The sequence below is a fragment of the Caulobacter sp. X genome (genome assembly GCF_002742635.1).
GTDB lineage: Bacteria > Pseudomonadota > Alphaproteobacteria > Caulobacterales > Caulobacteraceae > Caulobacter.
In genome coordinates, this window is record NZ_PEGF01000002.1 from 453,111 (window position 1) to 473,759 (window position 20,649).

At 68.9% G+C, this 20,649-nt stretch carries 19 protein-coding genes; 9 read left to right on the top strand and 10 right to left on the bottom strand.

Annotation, left to right across the window (positions count from 1 at the left end; genetic code table 11):
* Window positions 1–4: 4 nt before the first annotated feature.
* Window positions 5–2,422, bottom strand: a complete 2,418-nt coding sequence (locus CSW60_RS14375; protein WP_099538031.1) for a M20/M25/M40 family metallo-hydrolase — start codon at window positions 2,420–2,422, stop codon at window positions 5–7.
* 187 nt (window positions 2,423–2,609) lie between these two features.
* Window positions 2,610–5,126 carry a TonB-dependent receptor gene (locus CSW60_RS14380; protein WP_099538032.1) on the bottom strand — a complete coding sequence of 839 codons (2,517 nt, stop codon included), beginning with the start codon at window positions 5,124–5,126 and terminating at the stop codon, window positions 2,610–2,612.
* Window positions 5,127–5,372: 246 nt separating this feature from the next.
* Between CSW60_RS14380 and CSW60_RS14385 the strand changes: the two genes are divergently transcribed.
* On the top strand, window positions 5,373–6,821 hold the full coding sequence (locus CSW60_RS14385) for a protein adenylyltransferase SelO (RefSeq protein ID WP_099538033.1): 1,449 nt from the start codon (window positions 5,373–5,375) through the stop codon (window positions 6,819–6,821).
* 91 nt (window positions 6,822–6,912) lie between these two features.
* Window positions 6,913–7,038, top strand: coding sequence for a hypothetical protein (locus tag CSW60_RS14390; RefSeq protein WP_013077777.1), 126 nt, complete (start codon window positions 6,913–6,915; stop codon window positions 7,036–7,038).
* Between the two features lie 2 nt (window positions 7,039–7,040).
* Here CSW60_RS14390 and CSW60_RS14395 read toward each other — a convergent pair whose 3' ends face one another.
* From CSW60_RS14395 to CSW60_RS14415, 5 genes are all read right to left on the bottom strand, one after another.
* The gene (locus tag CSW60_RS14395) at window positions 7,041–7,817 is read right to left on the bottom strand and encodes a polysaccharide deacetylase family protein (RefSeq protein ID WP_099538034.1); all 777 of its coding nucleotides are present in this window, start codon (window positions 7,815–7,817) and stop codon (window positions 7,041–7,043) included.
* Window positions 7,818–7,826: 9 nt separating this feature from the next.
* A complete protein-coding gene (locus CSW60_RS14400) occupies window positions 7,827–8,654 on the bottom strand; it encodes a glycosyltransferase family 2 protein (protein WP_099538035.1) in 828 nt (275 codons plus the stop codon).
* Between the two features lie 125 nt (window positions 8,655–8,779).
* Window positions 8,780–11,092 (bottom strand): TonB-dependent receptor, encoded by a 2,313-nt coding sequence (locus CSW60_RS14405; RefSeq protein ID WP_099538036.1) that lies wholly within the window; start codon window positions 11,090–11,092, stop codon window positions 8,780–8,782.
* 108 nt (window positions 11,093–11,200) lie between these two features.
* A complete protein-coding gene (locus tag CSW60_RS14410; RefSeq protein ID WP_099538037.1) occupies window positions 11,201–12,178 on the bottom strand; it encodes a FecR domain-containing protein in 978 nt (325 codons plus the stop codon).
* An 85-nt stretch (window positions 12,179–12,263) separates the two neighbouring features.
* Window positions 12,264–12,764 (bottom strand): RNA polymerase sigma factor, encoded by a 501-nt coding sequence (locus CSW60_RS14415; RefSeq protein ID WP_236634288.1) that lies wholly within the window; start codon window positions 12,762–12,764, stop codon window positions 12,264–12,266.
* 405 nt (window positions 12,765–13,169) lie between these two features.
* Here CSW60_RS14415 and CSW60_RS14420 point away from each other — a divergent pair, with 405 nt between their 5' ends.
* A complete protein-coding gene (locus CSW60_RS14420; RefSeq protein ID WP_099538039.1) occupies window positions 13,170–14,015 on the top strand; it encodes an aldose 1-epimerase in 846 nt (281 codons plus the stop codon).
* Here the strand turns inward: CSW60_RS14420 and CSW60_RS14425 are convergent.
* Complete coding sequence (locus tag CSW60_RS14425; RefSeq protein WP_099538040.1) at window positions 14,005–15,312, bottom strand: lytic murein transglycosylase; 1,308 nt, start codon at window positions 15,310–15,312, stop codon at window positions 14,005–14,007. The two genes, CSW60_RS14420 and CSW60_RS14425, sit on opposite strands and share 11 nt — an antisense overlap.
* Window positions 15,313–15,526: 214 nt before the next feature.
* Here CSW60_RS14425 and ykgO point away from each other — a divergent pair, with 214 nt between their 5' ends.
* The 6 genes from ykgO (at window position 15,527) to CSW60_RS14455 (ending at window position 18,848) form a co-directional block, all read left to right on the top strand.
* The gene (gene ykgO / locus CSW60_RS14430) at window positions 15,527–15,652 is read left to right on the top strand and encodes a type B 50S ribosomal protein L36 (protein ID WP_004616427.1); all 126 of its coding nucleotides are present in this window, start codon (window positions 15,527–15,529) and stop codon (window positions 15,650–15,652) included.
* Window positions 15,652–16,272 (top strand): HAD family phosphatase, encoded by a 621-nt coding sequence (locus tag CSW60_RS14435; protein WP_099538041.1) that lies wholly within the window; start codon window positions 15,652–15,654, stop codon window positions 16,270–16,272. The genes ykgO and CSW60_RS14435 overlap by 1 nt, the downstream gene beginning before the upstream one ends.
* 75 nt (window positions 16,273–16,347) lie before the next feature.
* Complete coding sequence (locus tag CSW60_RS14440; RefSeq protein WP_099538042.1) at window positions 16,348–17,223, top strand: NAD(P)-dependent oxidoreductase; 876 nt, start codon at window positions 16,348–16,350, stop codon at window positions 17,221–17,223.
* 88 nt (window positions 17,224–17,311) lie between these two features.
* The gene (locus tag CSW60_RS14445) at window positions 17,312–17,581 is read left to right on the top strand and encodes a DUF2312 domain-containing protein (RefSeq protein ID WP_099538043.1); all 270 of its coding nucleotides are present in this window, start codon (window positions 17,312–17,314) and stop codon (window positions 17,579–17,581) included.
* 140 nt (window positions 17,582–17,721) lie between these two features.
* Entirely contained in the window at window positions 17,722–18,081 is a 360-nt protein-coding gene (locus tag CSW60_RS14450) for a hypothetical protein (protein ID WP_099538044.1), read from the top strand.
* Window positions 18,082–18,368: 287 nt separating this feature from the next.
* A complete protein-coding gene (locus CSW60_RS14455) occupies window positions 18,369–18,848 on the top strand; it encodes a hypothetical protein (RefSeq protein WP_099538045.1) in 480 nt (159 codons plus the stop codon).
* 168 nt (window positions 18,849–19,016) lie between these two features.
* Here the strand turns inward: CSW60_RS14455 and CSW60_RS24385 are convergent, their stop codons facing one another.
* Both CSW60_RS24385 and CSW60_RS14460 read right to left on the bottom strand, forming a co-directional pair.
* Window positions 19,017–19,157 (bottom strand): hypothetical protein, encoded by a 141-nt coding sequence (locus tag CSW60_RS24385; protein ID WP_201723064.1) that lies wholly within the window; start codon window positions 19,155–19,157, stop codon window positions 19,017–19,019.
* A gap of 2 nt (window positions 19,158–19,159) precedes the next feature.
* The gene (locus tag CSW60_RS14460) at window positions 19,160–20,626 is read right to left on the bottom strand and encodes a sigma-54 dependent transcriptional regulator (RefSeq protein ID WP_099538046.1); all 1,467 of its coding nucleotides are present in this window, start codon (window positions 20,624–20,626) and stop codon (window positions 19,160–19,162) included.
* Window positions 20,627–20,649: the final 23 nt, after the last annotated feature.

The following is a 20,649-nucleotide window of genomic DNA, read 5'->3' on the forward strand; positions in this document are numbered from 1 at the left end:
GGCCTCACCAGCTCATCTGGCCGCGCACCAGCACCGCCGTCTTGTCCGACATGCCGAAGGCCATCAGGCTGGCGGGCTTGGGCGGCGGCGCCTTGGCCAGGGCCGGCCAGCCGTTGTGATACTCCAGCGCCGCGACCTCGACGGAGCCCGGTCCCTGCGTCGTGAAGCTGAGCGTCACGCCGTTCGGGTCCGGCGCGTGATAGGTCAGGCTCGACCACTCGCCGGCCTCCGTCTTCAGGCTGATCGGGCGGCCGTTGAGGCGCGGCTGGCTGAGCGGGGCGCTAGGCTTCAGGCGCAGGCTGACCGTCTCGGCGCCGGGGGCCGGGATCAGCCGGACCAGCAGGCGGTCCTCGGCGCGGTCGATCGACAGCTGCGGGACCTCGACCGGCGCGGCGCGGGTCTCTGACATCCAGACGGGCTTGCGCCAGAAGGGCGAAAGCGCTTGGCGAACGGGCTGGCCGCCGCCGTCGTCGGGCAGAGCGGCCTTGGTCCAGGCGTCGAGGCGCGGATGCTCGGCGACCCGCCAGGCCTTGCCGGTCGAGAGGTCGGCCAGGTGCAGGGCGCCGGTGGGAGCCGGGCGGGCGGCGGTCCCCTCCGCCAGGGCCGCGTAGCCGATCAGGCCGCCGCCGGCCAGGACGAGGACGAGCGCCGCGCGCCAGGCCCAGCGGGTGGCGGCGAAATCGTGGGTCAGGGGCGACAGGGCGGGGGCGGCCAGCATGGCGAACAAGGCCAGCACGGCCAGCTCCTGCAGGCCCAGGCCGGCGAAGGTGAAGGCCGCCCACGCGGTCAGCTGGGCCAGAGAGACGATGGCGAGGACGCCGATCACGACGGTCAGGGCCAGGGCCACGCGCTTGTCCCGGGTCCCGCCGATCCCGATGACCAGGGCCACGCCCAGGGCCGCGATCAGCAGCGGCCATGTCAGCATCACCGTCGCGCCGGGCGCCAGGACCTGGGCGGCCGCGGCGAGGATGAGCAGCACGACGAGACCGCCGATCCAGCCGCCCAGGGCGTCGGTTCGGTAGCCGAGGGCCAGCGCCGCCAGCACGGCGGTCGCGACGCCCAGGCCCAGGCCTACGGGATCGAAGCCGCCGACTAGGCTGCCAGCGCCGCCCAGGACCAGCGCGGCGACGCACGGGATGATCCGGCCGGCGCCGCGCGCCATGGCCGTGGCGACGCCCAGTCCCGTCGCGATCGCCAGCAGGCCCGCGCCCCACAGCACATAGTCGAAGCTGACCAGCAGGTCGTAATAGCGCTGGACGTCCTGGACCATCAGCAGCCGACCGGCCAGGTGCAGGACGAGAGCGGCGGCGGAGGCCAGCAGCAGCAGGCCGGCCGCGCCCCGGGCGATCTCCCAGCCGCTGGCGGCGCCGAGGCTCAGGGTGCGCCAGCCGGCGAACGCCAGCAGCGCCGCGGCGAGGCCCAAGAGCGCCCAGCCGACGACGGGCGGATAGCTGACCAGGAACTGCCCCAGCACGTCGGAATAGATCGCGTCCGGCGCGGGCGGCGGCAGCTCGGTTGCGTCGGCCAGCGCCCGGATCGTCGGCAGGGTCTGGTCGCCCACGTGCTGGAGGCTGCCTTTTTCCAGGTGATCAGGCTTGGCCAACGGCGTGTGATAGGCCAGCTGGTCGTCGATGAAGGCCAGGTTCAGGCCGGGCAGGCCCTTGCGCACCGCGTGGGTGAAGTCGGTGTCGTTGGGCATCTTGGCGTAGACGGCCGAGGCCAGGGAATTGGCCGAGGGGCCCTTGGCGGCGCGGGCGAAGACGCTGATCAGCGCCCCGTTGCCGGGGCCGGTCTGGAACATGGAGGCCCGGCCGGCGTCGCCGCGCGCCTCGAGGTTCACGACCAGGCCGACGCGTCCCGCCAGCGGGTCGCGGGCGAAGAACGCCTCGGCGCCCAGCAGACCCGCTTCCTCGGCGTCGGTGAACAGGAAGATGACGTCGCGCTTGGCTGGGCCGCCGGCCTTCAGGGCGCGGGCGATCTCGAGCGCGGCGGCGACTCCGGCCGCGTCATCGGCCGCGCCAGGCGAATTGTGGACCGAGTCATAGTGGCTCATGACCAGCACGGCCGGCAGGTCGCGCTGGGTCCCAGGCAGCACGCCCGCCAGGTTCTGGACCGCGGCGACGGTCAGGACGCGCGGGTTGCTGGCCTTGGCGTAGAAGCCCTGGTCAGGGCGGACCGAGACCTCCAGGCCCAGCTCGCCCATCCGCATCAGCAGATGGTCGCGAACCTTGGCGATCTGGACCGAGCCGGTCGGATGCGGAGCCTGGGCCAGGGCGGCGACGTCGGCCATGGCCCGCTGGGCCGAAAAGGCGGCCGGCGGCGCGTTGGCGGGCAGGGGCGCGGGCGTCCGCAGGCTCCACACCCCCAGCGCCAGGCCGATCACGAGGCAGATCCAGACTCCGAGGAAGCGGATCGTCTTCATGCTGGCGGTCTCCCGGCGTCCATCGATACCCCCGCGCCATGCTGAGGTGATGCGGCGTCGTCCGGAAGACCTGAAATCGGAAAAGTTGAGCCCGGCGAAGGAAAAGGGCGACCCGGTCGCCCGGATCGCCCTTCCCTCTTCCGAAAGCCCTCTGGGCCCTTGGCGGCCCGAGGGTTCCCCCTCCCGGTTAGAACCTTGAGCGCAGGGTCACGCCGTAGGTGCGCGGCGCGCCGAGGAACGCGTCGTAGGTGATCGTATCCAGCGCCGCGTTGTAGGTGCTCTGGGTCGCGCTGAGGCCCGAGGAGCCTTGCAGCGGGCCGTTGAAGGCCACCTGCATGTACTTCTCGTTCAGCAGGTTCTGGGCCCACAGCTCCATGGTCCAGCGCTCGTCGGCCGAGCCCAGACCCACGCGACCGTTCACGACGGTGTAGGACTTCTGGACCTTGGGCGGGAACAGGTCCGAGCCGGTGTTGTACGACGACGAGTACTTCGCGCCGATGTTGAAGCGGGCCTTCATGTTGTCCCCGACCGGGGTCTCATAGGTCAGCGAGCCCGAGGTCGAGTACTTCGGCGCCAGCGACAGGCGGCTGCCCGGCAGCAGGGCCAGGGCGTTGCCCGGATCGTTCGGGATCGCCTGCTTGCCGTACTTGGTGTCGGCGTAGGTGAAGCCGCTCTGGACCGTCAGGCCATGGATCGGCGTGAACCACAGGAAGTCGGCGTCGACGCCCTTGGACTTCACCTCGGGGATCGAGCGCACCACGAACGAGGTGCCCAGGAAGGTATTCAGCTGGAAGTCGGTGAACTTCTGCTGGAAGACGCTGACGTTGAACAGGACGGTGCGGTTGAAGAGAGTGTTCTTCAGGCCGACTTCATAGCTGTCGACGAACTCGGCCGGGAACGAGGTGTCATAGATCGGCGTCACGCCGGAACCGCCCGAGGGCAGGCCGTTCGACGACTGGGTGCGGTCCAGGTTGAAGCCGCCGCCCTTGTAGCCGCGCGCGAACGACGCGTAGCTGAACACTTCCGGCGAGAAGCGGTACGAGGCCTTGATCGTGCCGCTCCACTCCTTGTCCGTCCGCTCCTGCTTCGTGCCGCGGCCGTTGAACAGCGTGTTGGCCCAGGGCAGGCAGAGGTTGCCGATGATGGTCGGCGTAGCCGCCGCGCCGACGATGCTGGCGATCCGGGCCTGGCCGGCGGCCGACAGGGCCGTGCCGCAGGCGACGCCGCCGTCGGTATTGGTCTGGTAGGTGTCGAGCTTCTTTTTCTCGGAGGTGTAGCGCAGGCCGGCGGTGATCTCGAACGCGTCGGTCACGTGCCAGGTGTCGTTGGTGAACAGAGCGATCGTGGTGGCGCGCTGGTCGTAGCGGTCCTTCAGGCCTTGCCCCCCCGCGAAGGAGGTGTTGGGCGCGCGGTTCAGCAGCAGGGCGATGAAGTTGGGGATACCCGTCGGGTTGGCCGCAGAGCGCGACAGCAGGCGGCCCAGATACTGCTCGTAGTCGTTGCCGTAGTAGAAGTTGGCGCGGTTCTCGAGGCGTTCATCGGCCAGGAAGGCGCCGACCAGCCAGTCAAACTTGTCGCTACGGCCCGCCAGTCGCAGTTCCTGGCTGTAGGTCGTGAACTCGGAATAGTTCGTGCCGTCCTTGTTGCGATAGGTGATGTCGGCCGTGCTGAAGTCGGAATCCTGGCCGTTGTCAGTGCGCCAGTTGCGGATGGCCGAGATGCTGGTCAGCGAACCGAAGGGCAGGTCGAGGTCGCCTTGCAGCGAAACGCCCTTGTCTTCGATCTTGGCCGGCGCGCCGCGGTTCGAATAGGCCACGCGCTTGAACGGGTCGGCCGTGGCGGCCACCGGAGCGGCCTGGCCGGAAACCGCCGCCAAGAGGGCGGCCGTCGGGCCGGTGCGGATCTGGACCGCGCCGCAGCAGTTCTCGTCGCGACGGCTGTAGTCGGCGATCACGCGGAAGGTGGCGCGGTCGTCCGGAACGAACAGCAGCTGGCCGCGGACGGTGTAGAAGTTCTGGTCGGCGTCCTGGTCGCGCTTGGACGGGCCGTTGCCGGTGATCACGTCGTTGTAACCATCGCGCTTGCGGGCGGCGACATAGAGCCGGCCGGCCAGCTTGTCTTCGTACAGCGGACCCGTGACCGAGGCGGCCGCGCCCTTGGCGCCGTAGTTGCCGAAGGTCAGCTCGCCATTGGCGCCGAAGCCGAACTCCGGCTCCTTGGTCATGACGTTGATGACGCCGGCCGAGGTGTTCTTGCCGAACAGGGTGCCCTGCGGACCCTTCAGCACTTCGATGCGTTCCATCTCGCCGAGGTCGCCGAAGCCGACGCCGTTACGCGGGCGATAGACGCCGTCGATCACGACGCCGACCGAGCTTTCGAGGCCGGGGTTGTCGCCGACCGTGCCGACGCCGCGCACGCGGGCGGTGGTTGAGGCTTCGGACGAGGTCGAGGTCACCGTCAGGCCGGGAGTCAGGATCGTCAGATCCTTGATGTCCTTGACGCCGGTGTCCTGCAGCAGCTTGGCGCCGACGGCGGTGACCACGACCGGCACGTCCTGCAGGTTCTGTTCCCGCTTCTGGGCGGTGACGATAATACTATCGACGGTTTGGGCGTCGCTCGTTTGAGCCTGCGCGGCGCTCGAAGCGCCAAGACCAGCGAGGACGACAGCGGACGCAGTGCCGCAAAGCACCTGGGTGAAGCGCATTTCCTACCTCGGTTCGTTGGCCCGGAGACGCTTGCCCGTCCCCAGGCTTGTTTTTCGTTGCTCCGCTCGAACGATCGTTCGAATGGATGACCAAGGGTTAGCCGGCCTCATGGCGTTGGCAAGCGAAATCCCTTGTGACAAAAAGGCCTAGCGGCCTCTGTTGCTGGGATGTGACAGCGTTCGCCGAGCATCACGTACTTTCGAAGAAGGGTTGCGCGAGGGCGGCGGCGGCCTCATCTGGCGACCATGACCTTGTCCTCCGCTTACCGTCCCGACCCGCGTTTCCAGTCCTTGGGGCGCGATTTCGCCGATCCGGTCGAGGCCGCGGACTTTCCGGAGGCAATCCTCCGTTATCGGAACAATCGGGCCGCGGCGAGCGTGGGCCTGGAGGGCTTGACCGACGCGGAATGGATCGAGCGCTTTGGCCGCTTCGCGCCGCTGCCAGACAACCAGCCGGTTCCCCTGGCCATGCGTTATCACGGCCATCAGTTCCGCGTTTACAACCCCGACCTGGGCGATGGCCGCGGCTTCCTGTTCGGCCAGCTGCGGGAGGCGGGAAGCGATCGCCTGCTGGACCTGGCCACCAAGGGCTCGGGCCAGACGCCGTGGTCGCGCTCGGGCGACGGCCGACTGACCCTGAAGGGCGGGGTGCGCGAGGTCCTGGCCGCCAGCCTGCTGGAGGCCTTGGGCGTCCCGACGTCCCGGGCCTTCTCGTTGATCGAGACCGGCGAGGCCCTGACCCGGGGCGACGAGCCCAGCCCGACCCGCTCGGCCGTACTGACCCGGCTGTCGCACAGCCATATCCGCTTCGGTACGTTCCAGCGCCTGGCCTATTTCGACCGCCGGGATCTGATCAGCGTCCTGATCGACCACGTCGTCGAGACCTATTATCCGTCTCTGGCCGATGCGCCGGACCGCCCGGCGGCGCTGCTGGAGGCGGTGGTCGCCGCCAGCGCTCGCCTGCTGGCGCGCTGGATGGCGGCCGGCTTCGTGCACGGCGTGCTCAACACCGACAACATGGTCGTCACGGGCGAGAGCTTCGACTACGGCCCCTGGCGCTTCCTGCCGCGCAACGACCCGAACTTCGTCGCCGCCTATTTCGACCAGTCGGGCCTTTACAGCTTCGGCCGCCAGCCCGAGGCGGTGTTCTGGAACCTGCAGCAGCTGGCCGCCTGCTTCACCCTGGTCGGCGAGCAGGCCGGGCTGCTGGCGGCGCTGAACGGCTTCTCGGACGCCTATCGCACGGCGCTGCGCGAGGCGATCCTGGACCGGCTTGGCTTGCGGAGCCGGGGCGTCGAGACCGACATCGAGCTGGTCAACGCCGCCTTCCGGGCCCTGGCCGACGGGGGCGAGGCGCTGCGTTGGGAGCCGTTCTTCTTCGATTGGTTCGGCGGCGAGGCGTCCGAGGCGCGGGCGCTGTCGGGCCCGCGCGCCGGCCTCTATGACAGCGAAGCGTTCCGGGCTTTCCGCGCGCGCCTGAGCGACTATTCGCCGGACCGGCCCGAGCGTCTGGCCGACCCGATCTTCCAGCGTCCCGAGCCCGAGGAGCTGATCATCGGCGAGGTCGAGGCCCTGTGGGCGCCGATCGATCAGGCGGACGACTGGTCGCCGCTGAACGCCAAGCTTGAGCGGATCGAAGCGGCGCGCCAAGCCTATGGTCTAGGCGCGCCGCGTAGCGAAAAAGCCGCCCTCTGAAATTTTTCCGTTCGAGCGCGGAACAATCGTCAAGGTTCCGTCTTACTGTTCCGGCACAGTGCCACCGACGAACGCCGTGTGGAGATTCCCGATGCGCATCTTCCAACCGATCATGCTGGTTTGCGCCGTAGCCATGTCGTTCGTGGGGGCCCTTGGCCTGCCGGGCTGCGCCCGCGCGATCGGCGAGTGCCTGCGCGACCGTCCCGAACTGGCTTAAGGCTAGGCGCTGAGCGCTTCAGATGCGCGTGGGCTGGCCGGCGTCAGGTTCTGTCGCGCGCTGATCTGGAACGCGGCCAGGAACTGGTCCAGGAACGCCCAGGTCGCCGCGTCGTGATCGAGGTGATGGGTCAACAGGCCCATCGGCTCGTCCCAATTTTCGGAAATCCGCCGCTGCGCCATCAGGCGGCGCATGCGCGACAGAAATCGCCAGCGTCCGCGGAAACGCCCGCCGCCCTTCCAGCGTAGCACGTCGAGGTGCGCGTCAAGGCGCGCTACGCCCTCGGACACGCCGCGCGCTTGATCGAAGGCCGAGACGGCGATGATCGGCGAGTCGCCGAGCGCGTCGATCAGCCGAGGCTGCAGATTGTTCCAGGGCGGCACGAACAGGGTGGGCTGCGCGCCGGCCTTGTGGAACGCCATGACGGTCGCCCGGAGTTGAGCGCGGACCCACTCAAGACTGTCCTCGGCGACCACCTCGCCAAAGCCCCGCCCCTCAGGTTGACGGTTGATGTGCTTGAACCCATGGACGGCGATCTCGACCGCCGGTTCGACCTCGACCCGGCGAACCAGGGCGGCGAGGTGAGGGTTTGCGATGGCGGCCAGGGTCAGCGGCGCCGCGTATCGGCGTGACAGGGCCAGCAGCCTGTCCAGGGCCTCGCCCGGCGCGCGCGCGTCGTCGTCGCGCCACCACAGGATCGGCGCGCGTCCAGCCTCAGCCCAAAGCCGCAGCTCCCGGCCAAGGATCAGGCGAAACGCGAGGGGGGCGAGCCGCCGCATGGCGCGGGACTAATGGCTCGCGGCTTCGGCCCGGCGCAGCGGCAGGGCGGCCGGGGCCGGCTTGACCGTCTCGCGGGCGCGGTTGCGCAGGATCTCACGGGCGCGCAGGTTCGAGAGGATCGGATAAAGGCCCGCCATCAGCGAGATCAGGAAGCCCAGATCGCCTTCCCGATAGCCCTTGCGCGACACGTAGCACTTGAAGAACCGGCGCACGCCCCGGAAGGCGTCGTCGGGGATGCTCTTGACCTTGCCGCTGTCGGCCAGGTCCTGGGCCCGCAGGGCGGTGTAGCGGGACAGGCGGGCGAACATGTCGCCGATGTCCTCGTCGACCATGTGGCGTAGCGGCTCTTTCAGGCGACCGCCGTAGACGCCGTCCAGCTTCGCGCCCGGATGCACGCGTTCGGATTTCCAAGACTTCACGCCCAGGCGGAACAGGCGCGCGGCCGAGGACGTGCCGAACGAGCCGCCCCAGCCGTGACGGACCAGCTGGTCGCCGATGTAGTTGTCGATCGGCACCTGATACCAGTCGGCCGCGCCGGCGCGGGCGATGGTCTCGCGCACCTCGTGGGCGAAGGCCGGGGTGACGCCCTCGTCCGCGTCCAGCTCCAGGATCCAGTCGCCGGTGCAACGCGCCAGGCCGGCGTGCTTGCGCGCGCCCTCGATCGGGAAGATGCCGGAGATCACCCGGGCGCCGTACTGGCGCGCGATGGCCTCGGTGCCGTCGCTGCAGCGGTCGGCCACCACGACGATCTCGTCGCAAAACGACAGGGCGGCCAGACAGGCGGGCAGACGTTGCTCTTCATTGTGGACGCAGAGCAGCGCGGTAAGCTTGGTCATCACTCGAAATCCCTGGTCGAGCGTCCCGCGCCCCCGCGGTCGCTCTCACAGAAGATGACGGCGCCGCCAGCGGCGGCCCCCCGCGCCGGCGCTAAGAAATATGTAAGCTTTGCAACAGTGGGGACTTAGAAATTGGCCGACAGCGACAGGCTCCACGTGCGGGGCCGTTGCGGCGTCACCTGGCGGACCTGGCCAAAGCTGAACGGATTGCCGTAGGCGAAGGTGTCGCTGGAGCTGTTCCAGGGATTGCTGACGAACACCGCCGCGCGCCAGCGGTCGGTCATCACTTGGGCCGACAGCTTGCCGGTGTAATAGCCGCCCATGGACGGTGAATAGCGCGGGTCGAAGGTCAGGCGCGAACGGCCGATATAGCCGGTCTCGGCCGTCAGCATCAGCGAGGCGCTTGACGTCAGCGGCCGGTGATAGGTGACCAGGCTGCCGAAGGAGACGTCCGGCACGCCGGGAAGGCTGGCGGTCTCGCCGATGCCAAAGCCCGGGGCGATGCGGGTCAGCTTGGGCTCGTTGAACAGGGCGTTGCCCGAGACGGTGAGGCGGCTGGTGGCGCGCCAGGCGGCCTCGATCTCGACGCCTCGATTGCGACCGTCGCCGATATTGGCGGTGTAGGACAGGCCCGAGGAGAAGTACTGGTCGGTCTGGATGTTGCGCCAGTCGTCGTAGAACAGAGCCGTGCGCAGGTTCAGGCGGCCTCGGAACGGGGTCAGGGTGGCGCCGATCTCGTAGTTGCGCAGGTGGTCGGGGCGGAAGACGCGGCGCGTCTCGGCGGGGACAACCAGGCCGCCGGAGTTGAACCCGCCGGCGCGATAGCCCTCCGAGGTCAGCACATAGATCATGCCGCCGCCGGACAGATCGCGCTGCAGCGAAACCTTGGGCGAGAAGCCGCCGAAGGAGGCCTTGCGATCGAGATCCCGCGACGTCCCGGGAGACGGCGCCAGCACGTAGGATCGCGTGTGGACCGTGGTCTTGAACCGGCGTCCGCCCACCGAGGCCTTCCAGCCGGCGCCGAGATCGTAGCTGGCCTCGCCATAGGCCGCGTATTCGTTCAGCAGGTCCTTGCGGTCCTCATTGTAGACCGTGCGGGTGACGTTCGCGCTGCGGGCGCGGAGGTCCGCGTCGCCCTCCTCGATGCTGTTGGCGGCGAAGAGGCCCACCATCCAGCGCAGCCGGCCTCGCTCCGGACCCGTGTAGAGCGCGTCCTGGACGGCCATGCGCACGCGCGAGCTTTCGTCGTAGAGGCCCAGCTCCACGCCTTCTTCGGCGAACTGCGTCAGGGCCAGGGTGGCGTCGTAGCGGCTGGCGAACTTGTGGGTGACGTAGCCAGTCACGGACTCGAACTGCCCCCAATCGCCCGAACCGCTGATCTTCAGCGACGTCTGGCCCAGCCGATTGCGATGCGTCTCGCGCACCTGGTTGGCGCGGCGCGGACCGCCGGGCATCAAGGTGACGTACTGGGTGTCCTTGGACGAAACGCTCTGGCCGGCTACGCCCAGCCGGATCTCCCATTGGCCGCGCTCGACCCGCCACGCCACGCGCCCGCCCCGGCGCGCGGTCTTGTCCACGTTCGAAAGGCGCAGGTTCACATCGTCCAGATAGCCGCCGTCGACGTCGTGATAGAACGTCGCCCGCAAGGCCGACTGGGCGCTGGTCGGCACATTGACCACGCCCTCGAAGCGATAGCTGTTTGAGCCGGACTCGGTGTCGGCGAAGGTCGCGCCAGCCGATGCCGTATAGGCGCCAAGCTCTGGCGCGCGCGTGACGATGCGATAGATGCCGCTGAGCGAGCCGCCGCCGTAGAGCGCGCCTTGCGGCCCCCGCAGCACCTCGACGCGATCGACGTCGATCAGCCGAAGGTCGGGGTCGGGGGCGTTGTAGTTGACGGGCAGGTCGTCGAGATAGGTCCCGACCGTCGACTGGGTGCGTCCGGTGAAGGTGCCGTCCGACAGCCCGCGCAACAGGATCTTGTTGCGCGCCGCGCCGAGGTTTGTGGTGATGAAGCCGGCGGTCTGGCGCGCCACCGATCCCGTTTCGCCGACCCCGGTGTCCTGCAGCTGGGGCGAGCCGATGACGCTGACGCCGCCCGGCAGGCTGCCCAGCCGCGCGGGACGCTTGCCGGCGGTGATGATCAGCGGCGCCAGGGGAGCGACAGGCTCGATCGCGGTCGGCGCGACAGGGCGCGCGACGATCTGTGGGCGCGCCGGCGGCTTGAGCGGAGAAAAGCGGACCGCGCGCGCGTCGACCAGGGCGTAGGCGCAACCGCGTCCGGCGACGGCGCGGTCGAGGGCCTCGCGGAGCGTGAACGACCCGACCAGCGGAACGCCTGGGCCTTTGCAGGCCTCGACGCCGCCAACGCTGACGCCCATGCGGACGCCCAGCTCGATCAAGGTTTCCGAGGCGGTGGTCTTGCGGATGTCCAGGCGCACGCGACCGTCGACAGCGGCGACGGCGCCGCGTCCGCTAAGGCCTAGTCCCAGGAAGCTGGCGGCGAAAAGGAGAAGGGCCCGCCTCAGGGTCGGGCCCGCTTACGCGCGTCAGTTCGAAGCGGACGGCCTTCCGCGCAGGACAATGGCATCATCGGTCGGCGTCGCCGAAATAGGCATCAGGCTGGACAGGCGGCGAACCATCGCATCCTGTCCATCCACGATCAATACGCCGGAAAACCGAAGAGTGGCCGTATTTTCACCCTCAAGGCGAATGGGGCGGTCGAAATAGTGGTTCATGTCGCTGACGATGCGACCCAGCGGCTGGTCGCGATAGACCAGGCGGCCCGAGCGCCAGCCCACCTGATCCTCGGCGGCAACCGACCGCACCGAGACGCCGGAAGCGCCTTCGACATGCTCCAGCATCTGGCCGGGACGCAGCCGGACGGGCGTATCCTCGCCGTCGGTCGAGACCTCGACCAGGCCGCGCAGGACGGTGACGCTGAGCTGGCCGTCGCGGCGGCGGACGTCGAACTTGGTGCCAACCACGCGCACCGTCTCGTCGCCGGCGGTGATCAGGAAGGGGCGGGCGCTGTCGTGCGCCACGTCGAACAGGGCCTGGCCGTCATGGACCGTGACGCGCCGCGCGTCCTTTTCCAGACGGACCGACAGGTGCGAGTCGGTGTTCAGGTCGATACGGGTGCCGTCGGCCAGGTCCAGGGTGCGGCTCTCGCCCTTGGCTGTGGAGTAGAGCGTATCGGGCTGGGGCAGCAGTTCGCCCCACGGCGCCACCGTGATCGCGATGGCGGCCGCGGCGGCGGCGGCGCCCAGACCGCCCAGCCAACGCCAGTCGATCGTGAACGCCCGCCTAGCCGCGGCGCGCCTGGGTTCGGCCAATTCCCCCCGGACGGCCGCCCCTCGCTGGAAGATCTCCTCGTCGACGGCCTGGATGGCGTCATACGCCTCCTGCGCGCCCGGCTCGGAAAGCCAGGCGTCAAACGCCAGCCAGTCGGTCTCATCGACCTCCGGCCGCTGCAATCGGGTCAGCCAATCGGCCGCCTCCTGCAGATGCTGCGCTGACCGGCTCATCCGGTTTTGCTCCGACGAGGACCCATCATCCCCCACGGGAAGGACGTCGCAACGACGCCTCGCCCTCCATTGACAGATGCATAAATCAACGCAGTCGCCTCGTCAGGGTCTTTAGGGCCGAGCTTATGTGCTTTTCCACCGTACTGGTGCTGATGCCCATGCGACGGGCTGTTTCGGCATGGCTGAGGCCCTCCAGCTTGTGCAGTTGAAAGGCGTGGCGGGTCTTTTCGGGGAGGTCGTCGACGGCCTCGACCAAAGCCCTGAGGCGCTGGCGGGAATGGACGACCTCGTCGGCCGCCGGCTCGTCGGCCACCTCATGTCCCGCAAGGACCGTGGTGTTGGCTTCGCGCCAGTCGTGATCACGCGCGCCAGAGCGCTTCTGGCTGCGCAGGCGATCCAGCATGAGGTTCGAGCCGATGCGGTGCAGCAGGGCGGACGGGTTGTCCACCGCGGTGTCCGCCTCCATCGCCATAAGCCGCAGATAGAGATCCTGCACCAGGTCCTCCGCTTCGGCGCGCGAACTCAGTCGCGCGGCGAAGAAGCGCACCAGATTGGCCCGTTTCTCCTCATAAAGGCTCAACAGCACGGCCTTGTCCGAGCCTGTTGCGCTCAAAAGATCACCCGCATCCACACAACGCGTCCCCCGCAGCGGAGCAATATCCATCTTTTGGGCGGAAAGACGATCGTTTGTTGCGATCGCAGGACACCGGTGTCGGACAACGTCTCATTGGCGAAGTCTCCGGCGTCCGCGCCTTGAGCGCGAAAAGTCCTGTCGCGTCATGTTCTGAAGCGATCACGGCCCCGCGAAAGGCGCAACGTCGCTCGAATAGGCTCTGCATCATGTGGCGAAATGTCGCGGTGGTCGTGTTGGGGTTGTCGAGCGCCGGCGTCCATCGCCGTCGCCATGATCGCCACGGTAGCGCTCCCATCGCGCTTGGCCTCTGCGGCGAATGATCCTACCGATGCGCCGTCAATCTTCGGGAGCCGCCGCATGACCGCCATCGACAAGGGCCAGTCCCGCCTGTCGTTCGTTCCCGAGGTCGGCGGCGCGGTGTCACGCTTCACGGTCGGCGGCCGCGATGTGCTGCGGCCCGCCGCGCCTGGGACCAGCGACGCCCTGATGACGGCCAGCTTTCCGCTGGTCCCGTTCTGCAACCGCATCCCGCACGGCCGGTTCGTGTTCGAGGGGCGCGAGGTCGTGTTGCCGCCGAACCTGGCCGGACACCCGCATCCGCTGCACGGCCAGGGCTGGCGCTCGGCCTGGGCCGTCGAAAACGCCGCCGATGGCGAGGCGCTGCTATCGTATGAGCACGCGCCGGACGCATGGCCCTGGGCCTATCGCGCCGAGCAGCGCTTCCAGCTCCTCGACTCGGGTTTCCGCGTCGAACTGACGGTGATCAACGCCAGCGAGACGGCGATGCCGGCGGGCCTGGGCTTCCATCCTTATTTCCCGCGTCGCCCGGGCGAGACCCTGACCGCCGCCAATGACGGCGTCTGGCTGATCGACACCGACGTCCTGCCGACCGAGCATCATCCGGGGCCGTGGGAGGCCGACTGGGCGGCCGGCGCGGCGGTCGCCGGCCATGGCCTGATCGACCACTGCTACACCGGCTGGGACCAGCGCGCGGTGCTCCGCGCCCCGGGCCAGCCGGAAACGGTGATCACCGCCTCGCCAGAATGCCGCTGGCTGCATGTCTATGTGCCGCCGGGAGAGGGCTTCCTGTGCGTCGAGCCCTGCGCTAGCCGCCCCAACCCGTTCGGCGAGGGTGACACCGGCATGGTCGTGCTGCGGCCGGGCGAGCGTCGCTCGATCTGGATGCAGATCGTTACGGGTTGATCCCCGCCTGGGCCTTCAGCCGGGCGACCATGTCGCTCGAGAGATAGCCGTCGGCGGGCAGTTGCTGGCTCTGCTGCCAGGCGCGCAGGGCCCTTCGGGTGCCGGCGCCGATCACGCCGTCGGCGGGGCCCGGACTGAAACCGACGCGGGCGAGGGCGATCTGGGCGGCCATGCGGTCCGATAGCGACAGGGCCGTCTCCTGCGGCCAGGCCGTGACCAGCGGTCCGCCGCCGCCAAAGCGGTCGGCCAGCAGGCCGATGCCCAAGGCGTAGGACGTCGAGTTGTTATAGGTCCGGATCGCGAAGTGGTTCGGCAGGGCCAGGAACGCCGGGCCGGCCGCGCCCGCGGGCAGGATCAGGCCAGCGGGCTGGGCGGCGTCCGTCTCGGTCCAGGGCAGGCCGTCGGCGCGGCGAACGCCCTTGGCCTCCCACCAGGCTGGGATCTCGCGCGGCCCTTCGGCGAGGGAATAGTCGAAGTCGGGCGGCAGGATCACCTCCTTGGCCCAGCCAACGCCCGGCTTCCAGCCGCCCTTGATCAGCAGATTGGCGGCCGAGGCCAGAGAATCGGCGTCCGAGCCCCAGATGTCGCGCCGGCCGTCGCCGTCGAAGTCCACGGCCGTGGCGCGATAGCTGCTGGGCAGGAACTGGGTCTGGCCCATGGCTCCGGCCCAGGATCCCTTCAATTGCTCGCGGCTCACCTCGCCGGAATCGATGATCTTCAGCGCGGCGATCAACTCGCCCTCGGCCCAGGTCCGGCGACGACCGTCGGCGGCCAGGCTGGCCATCGAGCGGACGACGTCGAAGCGGCCCTGCAGCTGGCCGAACGCCGATTCCATGGCCCAGACGGCCAGCAGGATGTCGCGCGGCACGCCGTACCGCGCCTCGATCTGGGGCAGGAAGGTGAGCTGTTCGCGCTTGGCGCGGCCGATGGCGATGCGGTCGTCGCTGACCACGCCGGCGATATAGGCGCCGACGGGCTTGGAGAATTCGGGCTGCCGGCCGTCCAGGCTGATGACCTTCGGATCGGGCGTCAGGCCCGAGAGTTCGCGGTCCAGCAGGGCGGGGGACAGACCCGCGGCGATGGCTCGGGGGCGGAAGTCGGCCAGCCAGGCGTCGAACGCCTGGGTCTCGGCGTCGACCGGCGTCTGCGGCGCGGCGGGCGTGGGCGAAGGCGGTCGCGGCGTCTGGGGCTGGGACGCCGGCTTGGGGGCCGGCGCGGGGGTCATCTGCGGGTGCGTGGCGGTCTCCGCGCAGCCGGCGAGGAACAGGACAAGGAATACGCGACGATCAAGAGCCATACTGGGAAGCTACCGGCGTTCGGACGATGGGTTCAATCACAAGCGCGCGGCCCGGGGTAAGTTCCCTCAAACGTGCGTCAGAGCCCCGGAGCGCATAGACTAGCGCATTGACTCAAGGGCCCGTCGCACTTATACGCACCGCCTCCGAAACACCCGGATGTTCCGGCCGCTCTCTTGGCGCGCCCGAACCTCTCCGCTGAGTACAGAGACGGTCATGAAGGTTCGCAGCTCGCTGAAGTCGCTGAAGGGTCGCCACCGCGACTGCAAGATGGTTCGCCGCAAGGGCGTCATCTACATCATCAACAAGACCGACCCGCGCTTCAAGGCCAAGCAGGGCTGATGACGGCTGCCGCGTCTCCCAGAGCCGTTCTCTGGGATGTCGGCAATGTCATCGTGCGCTGGGATCCCCGCGCACTCTACGCGAAGATCTTCAAGGAACCGGCCGATCTCGACCGGTTCCTTTCGCATGTCTGCACCCTGGATTGGCACGTCGAACACGACAAGGGCGTCGACTTCGTGCGGAACGCCGCGCCGCTGATCGCGCGATTCCCCGAGCACGAGGCCGAGATCCGCGCCTGGGACGAGCGCTTCGACGAGATGCTGTCGGGACCGATCCCCGAGACCGCCGCCGTGATCGAGGCCCTGGCCGCCCGCGACGTGCCGCAGTTCGCCCTGACCAACATGCCGCAAAGCAAATGGCCCGCCGTCCAGGCGATCTCGCCGGCGCACTTTGGCCTGTTCCGTGACGCGATCGTCTCGGGCGACGAGAAGGTCATCAAGCCCCACCGCAGGATCTACGAGATCGTGCTGGAGCGGACGGGGCTGTCGGCGAACGACCTGCTGTTCATCGACGACAGCGCCGCCAACATCGCCGCGGCTCGCGAGCTGGGCTTCCACACCCACCACTTCACCGACCCGGCGCGGCTGCGCGGGGCGGTCGAGGCGCACGGCCTGATCTGATCAAGGCTACGCCGCCATGGCGCTGTGGGGCGAAGGCGCCTATCTGGGGCTCCTACACAGATGCGGAGCCTCTCCATGAACGTCTCGATGATCGGCCTCGGCGCCATGGGCGCGGCGATGGTCCGCAATCTGCTGGCCAAGGGCGTTAAGGTGACGGTGTGGAACCGATCGCGCGCCATCGTCGATGAGCTGGCCGCCGAGGGCGCGATCCCCGCCGCCGGCGTGGACGAGGCCTTCAAGGCCGACATCGTGCTGTCGATGCTGGCCCACGACCAGGCGGTGAAGGAGGTGCTGGTCGACAGCGGCGCGCTGGCGCGGGCGCGCAAAGGGCTGGTCCACGTCAATCTCGCCACCATTTCCACCGCCCTGGCCGGCGAGCTGGCGGCGCTGCACGCCGGGCTTGGCCTTGGCTATGTCGCCGCGCCTGTGTTCGGTCGCCCGCCCGTCGCCCAGGCCGGTGGGCTGAACGTGCTGGCCGCCGGCGCGTCCGACGCCGTCACGACCGCCATGCCGGTGCTCGAGATGCTGGCCGCCAAGGTCTGGCCGCTGGGCGAGGACCCCGTCCGCGCCAACGCCCTGAAGCTGGCCGGCAACTTCATGATCGTCTCGGCCATCGAGTCGATGGGCGAGGCCGTCGCGCTGGGAGAGGCCTATGGCGTGCCCGCGCCCGAGCTTCTGGACATGCTGAGCAGCACCCTGTTCGCCGCGCCGATCTACAAGATCTATGGCGCCATGATCGCCGAGCGCCGCTACAGCCCGCCCGGCTTCGCCGCCGAGCTTGGCCTGAAGGACGTGCGCCTGGTGCTCGACGCCGCCGAGGCCAAGGGCCTGTCGATGCCGCAGGCCGATCTGGCGGAAGCGAGCCTGGAGATGCTGCTGGGCGGCGGGGACAAGAATCTCGACCTGGCGGCCCTGGCCGAGGTGGCGCGCGGCCGGGTTGAAGGAAGGTAGTGGACGGCCGCTGAATCGCGCTTCCCAGCGGCGCGGCTTCGAACTAGGTTCCGCGCCTCCGATTTCCAGCCTTTCCGCGAGACCGCCCATGGCCGACGACGCCATTCCCCACGCCGACGTCCTGAACTCCACCGCTCAGAACCAGCTGAAGTCGATCATCGAGCGCGTCGAGCGCCTCGAGGTCGAGAAGACCGAGATCATGGAGCAGATGAAGGAGGTCTACGCCGAGGCCAAGGGCAACGGCTTCGACGTGAAGATCCTCAAGAAGGTGGTCCGCATCCGCAAGCAGGACCGCGCCAAGCGCCAGGAAGAGGATGCGATCCTCGACCTGTATCTGTCGGCCATCGGCGAGATTTAAGAATGCGTCCCTCTCCCAGAGGGAGAGGGAAGGACCCATCGCGTCGCGATGGGAAGGGTGAGGGGCTTCAGCGGCTGACGTCTTACCCACTCACCCTTACCCCTCTCCCCATGGGAGAGGGATCGCGCTAGCGTTGCGCCATGCGCGCCAAGCCGCCCAACCCGAAAGAGCAGGCCAAGCGCGCCGCGCTGAACGCTCTCAAGCGCGCCCGCCGGGCGGCCGAGAAGTCGGGCGTCGAGCTCTCCGAATGGGAGGGCGAGTTCCTGACCAGCGTCGCCCAGCGCGTCGAGACCTACGGCCGGGCCTTCGCCGATCCCGAGAAGGGCGCGCGGGGCCAGGCCCTGTCGGGCAACCAGGCCATCAAGCTCAGGGAAATCGCCGCCAAGGCCAAGGGCGACAAGGCGGCCGAGCCCAAGGGCGGGCGCAAGCCGATGCGCCGGAGCGGCGGCTTCGGACGGGCCGCGCGCCGCGAAACGGCGCGTCCGGAGGACGACGCGTGATCGCCGTTTCGCAGGAAGCTTGAGCATAACCCGGATGGCGTGTGCCGCGATTTGCGACGCCACCCTAAATAATTCCCGAAAGGCTTACCAAAAACCCGTGTTCGCCCCGTTGCGTTAAGGCCTTGGTAATCATACGCCCCGAAAATACAAACGATTGTAATGGTTTAAAGTCTTAATGGACGTGGGGTTCCGGGTCGTGTGCTCACGGCGACCCGCCCTCGATGCGCACGGGCCCTTGGGCCTGGCTCGGCGCAGAGCGAACCCTGCCATTCGCTGGATTAGGGACTATGGCGACCACCTATCAGATGCTGATGCGCCGCAAGTCGGAGCTCGAAAACCGCATGATCGAGGCGCAGCGACGCGCCCAGGCGCCGTTCGAGAGCGAGCTGCGCGCCATCGTGCTGGCGCTCGACGCCCTCAAGCAGGCGGGCATGGCCGAGCGTCTGTCGTCGGGTGAGCCGGCGGCCTTCGCCGCGCCCCAGCCCAGCCGCCGCGGCCGCCGCGGCCGCACCACCCGCGACATGATCCTGATGGCCCTGGCCCAGTCGCCGGGCCTCAACGAAGCCGAGATCGCCCGCCAGCTGGACCACCGCTGGAGCCGCCCGGTGACCCCGACGGCCGTGGGGCGCGAGTTGGAGGCGATGGCGGCCGAAGGCCTGACCCGCCGCTCGGGCCCGGGCTGGATCCGCCTGGACCTCACCGCCGCCGAAACCCCGCGCGCCGAAGTCGAGGACGAAGAGCGCCTCAGCGTGGCTGCGGGGCACTAGGCTCGCGCCGCCCCTCTGGGGGATACCGATTTCCCCGGCGAACGCCGGGCCCAGATGCAAGAGCGCCCGCGTCCTGGAAGGATCGCGGGCGTCTTTGCATGCCCCTCAGAGCCATGCCATCTGGGTTCCGGCCTTCGTCGGGAGGGTCGGATTAAAGAACGCCGAATCCTACCGCCGCGGCATCTTCCCCAACAGCCGCGCCGGCTTCAGCAGGCTCTTCAGCCGCTGCTCCCGGGAGACAGGGCGGAACATCATCAGGGGCGCGGGCGCGCGGCCTTGCGGCGCCGGTTCGATGTCGGTTGGACGCATGTTCAGCCGGCTTCCTTCAGATCAACTTCGATGCCCTGCTCGCGAACCTTGCGATACAGGGTCGAGCGGCCGATGCCGAGGCGGCGGGCCACCTCGCTCATGTGGCCGGCATAGACGTCGATGGCGTGCTGGATCAGGTCGCGCTCGATCTCTTCCAGCGTCCGCAGGTGACCGCGCTCGTCGAGGATGCGCACCGGAGCCTCGGCGGCAGGGGCGGCCATGGCGGCGTGGGCGGCCTGCAGCATGGCGGCCGCCGTCGGCGGCGGGGTCGAGGTCGCGGCCTCCAGCGGCGCGGCCTGGCCCGAGATGGCCGGGAAATCGTAGGGCTGCAGATAGGGCGCGTCGGCCAAGACGATGGCGCGATAGACCGCGTTCTCCAGCTGTCGCACGTTGCCGGGCCAGTCGAAGGCGGTCAGCAGTTGCAGCGTTTCGGGCGCGGCGCCGATGACGCGCTTGCCTTCCTCGACGTTGAAACGGCGGATGAAGGCCTCGACCAGGGCCGGGATGTCCTCGCGACGCTCGCGCAGGGACGGGGCCTCGATCGGAAAGACGTTCAGGCGGTAGTAGAGGTCCTCGCGGAACCGGCCGGCCGAGACGGCCTGGGCCAGGTCGCGATTGGTGGCCGAGACGATGCGGACGTCGACCTTGATCGAGCGCTTGGAGCCGATCGGGTCGATCTCGCCTTCCTGCAGGGCGCGCAGCAGCTTGACCTGCACATCGAGCGGCAGCTCGCCGACCTCGTCGAGGAACAGGGTGCCGCCGTCGGCTTCCTTGAACTTGCCCAGGTGCTTGTCGGTGGCGCCGGTGAAGCTGCCCTTCTCGTGGCCGAACAGGATCGACTCCACGAGGTTTTCGGGGATCGCGCCGCAGTTGACGGCCACGAACGGCTTGCCGGCGCGGTCGGACGAGCCATGCACGGCGCGGGCGATCAGCTCCTTGCCGACGCCGCTTTCGCCGGTGATCAGCACGGGAATGGCGCTCTTGGCCGCGCGCTCGCCCATGCGCTTGACCATGCTCATGACCGGCGAGGCGCCGATCAGGTCCGAGAAGGTGGTCTTGCCCACGGCGCGCTTGGTCAGGCGCTCGACCTCGCCCTTCAGCTCGCCCATCGACAGGACGTTGCGGATCGAGACGGTGATGCGTTCGGGGCTAGCCGGCTTGATGAAGAAGTCGCTGGCGCCGGCCTGCATGGCCTTGACCACGGTGTCGACGCCGCCGCTGGCGGTCAGGACGATGACGGGTTGAGTGAAGCCGCGCGCGCGCATCTCGGCCAGCGCGTCCTGGCCCGACAGGCCGGGCATGACGAGATCCAGGAGCACGACATCCGCCGGCGCGCCCGAGGTCAGGTGCGCGATGGCCGCGTCGCCGCTGTCGGCGTGCGAGACAGCGAAACCTTCGCGCTCGAGCACCGCCTGGATCAATCGACGTTGGGTCGGGTCGTCATCGACGACCAGCACCGTCTTGGTCATTGGGCACATCCACCAGAACCGGC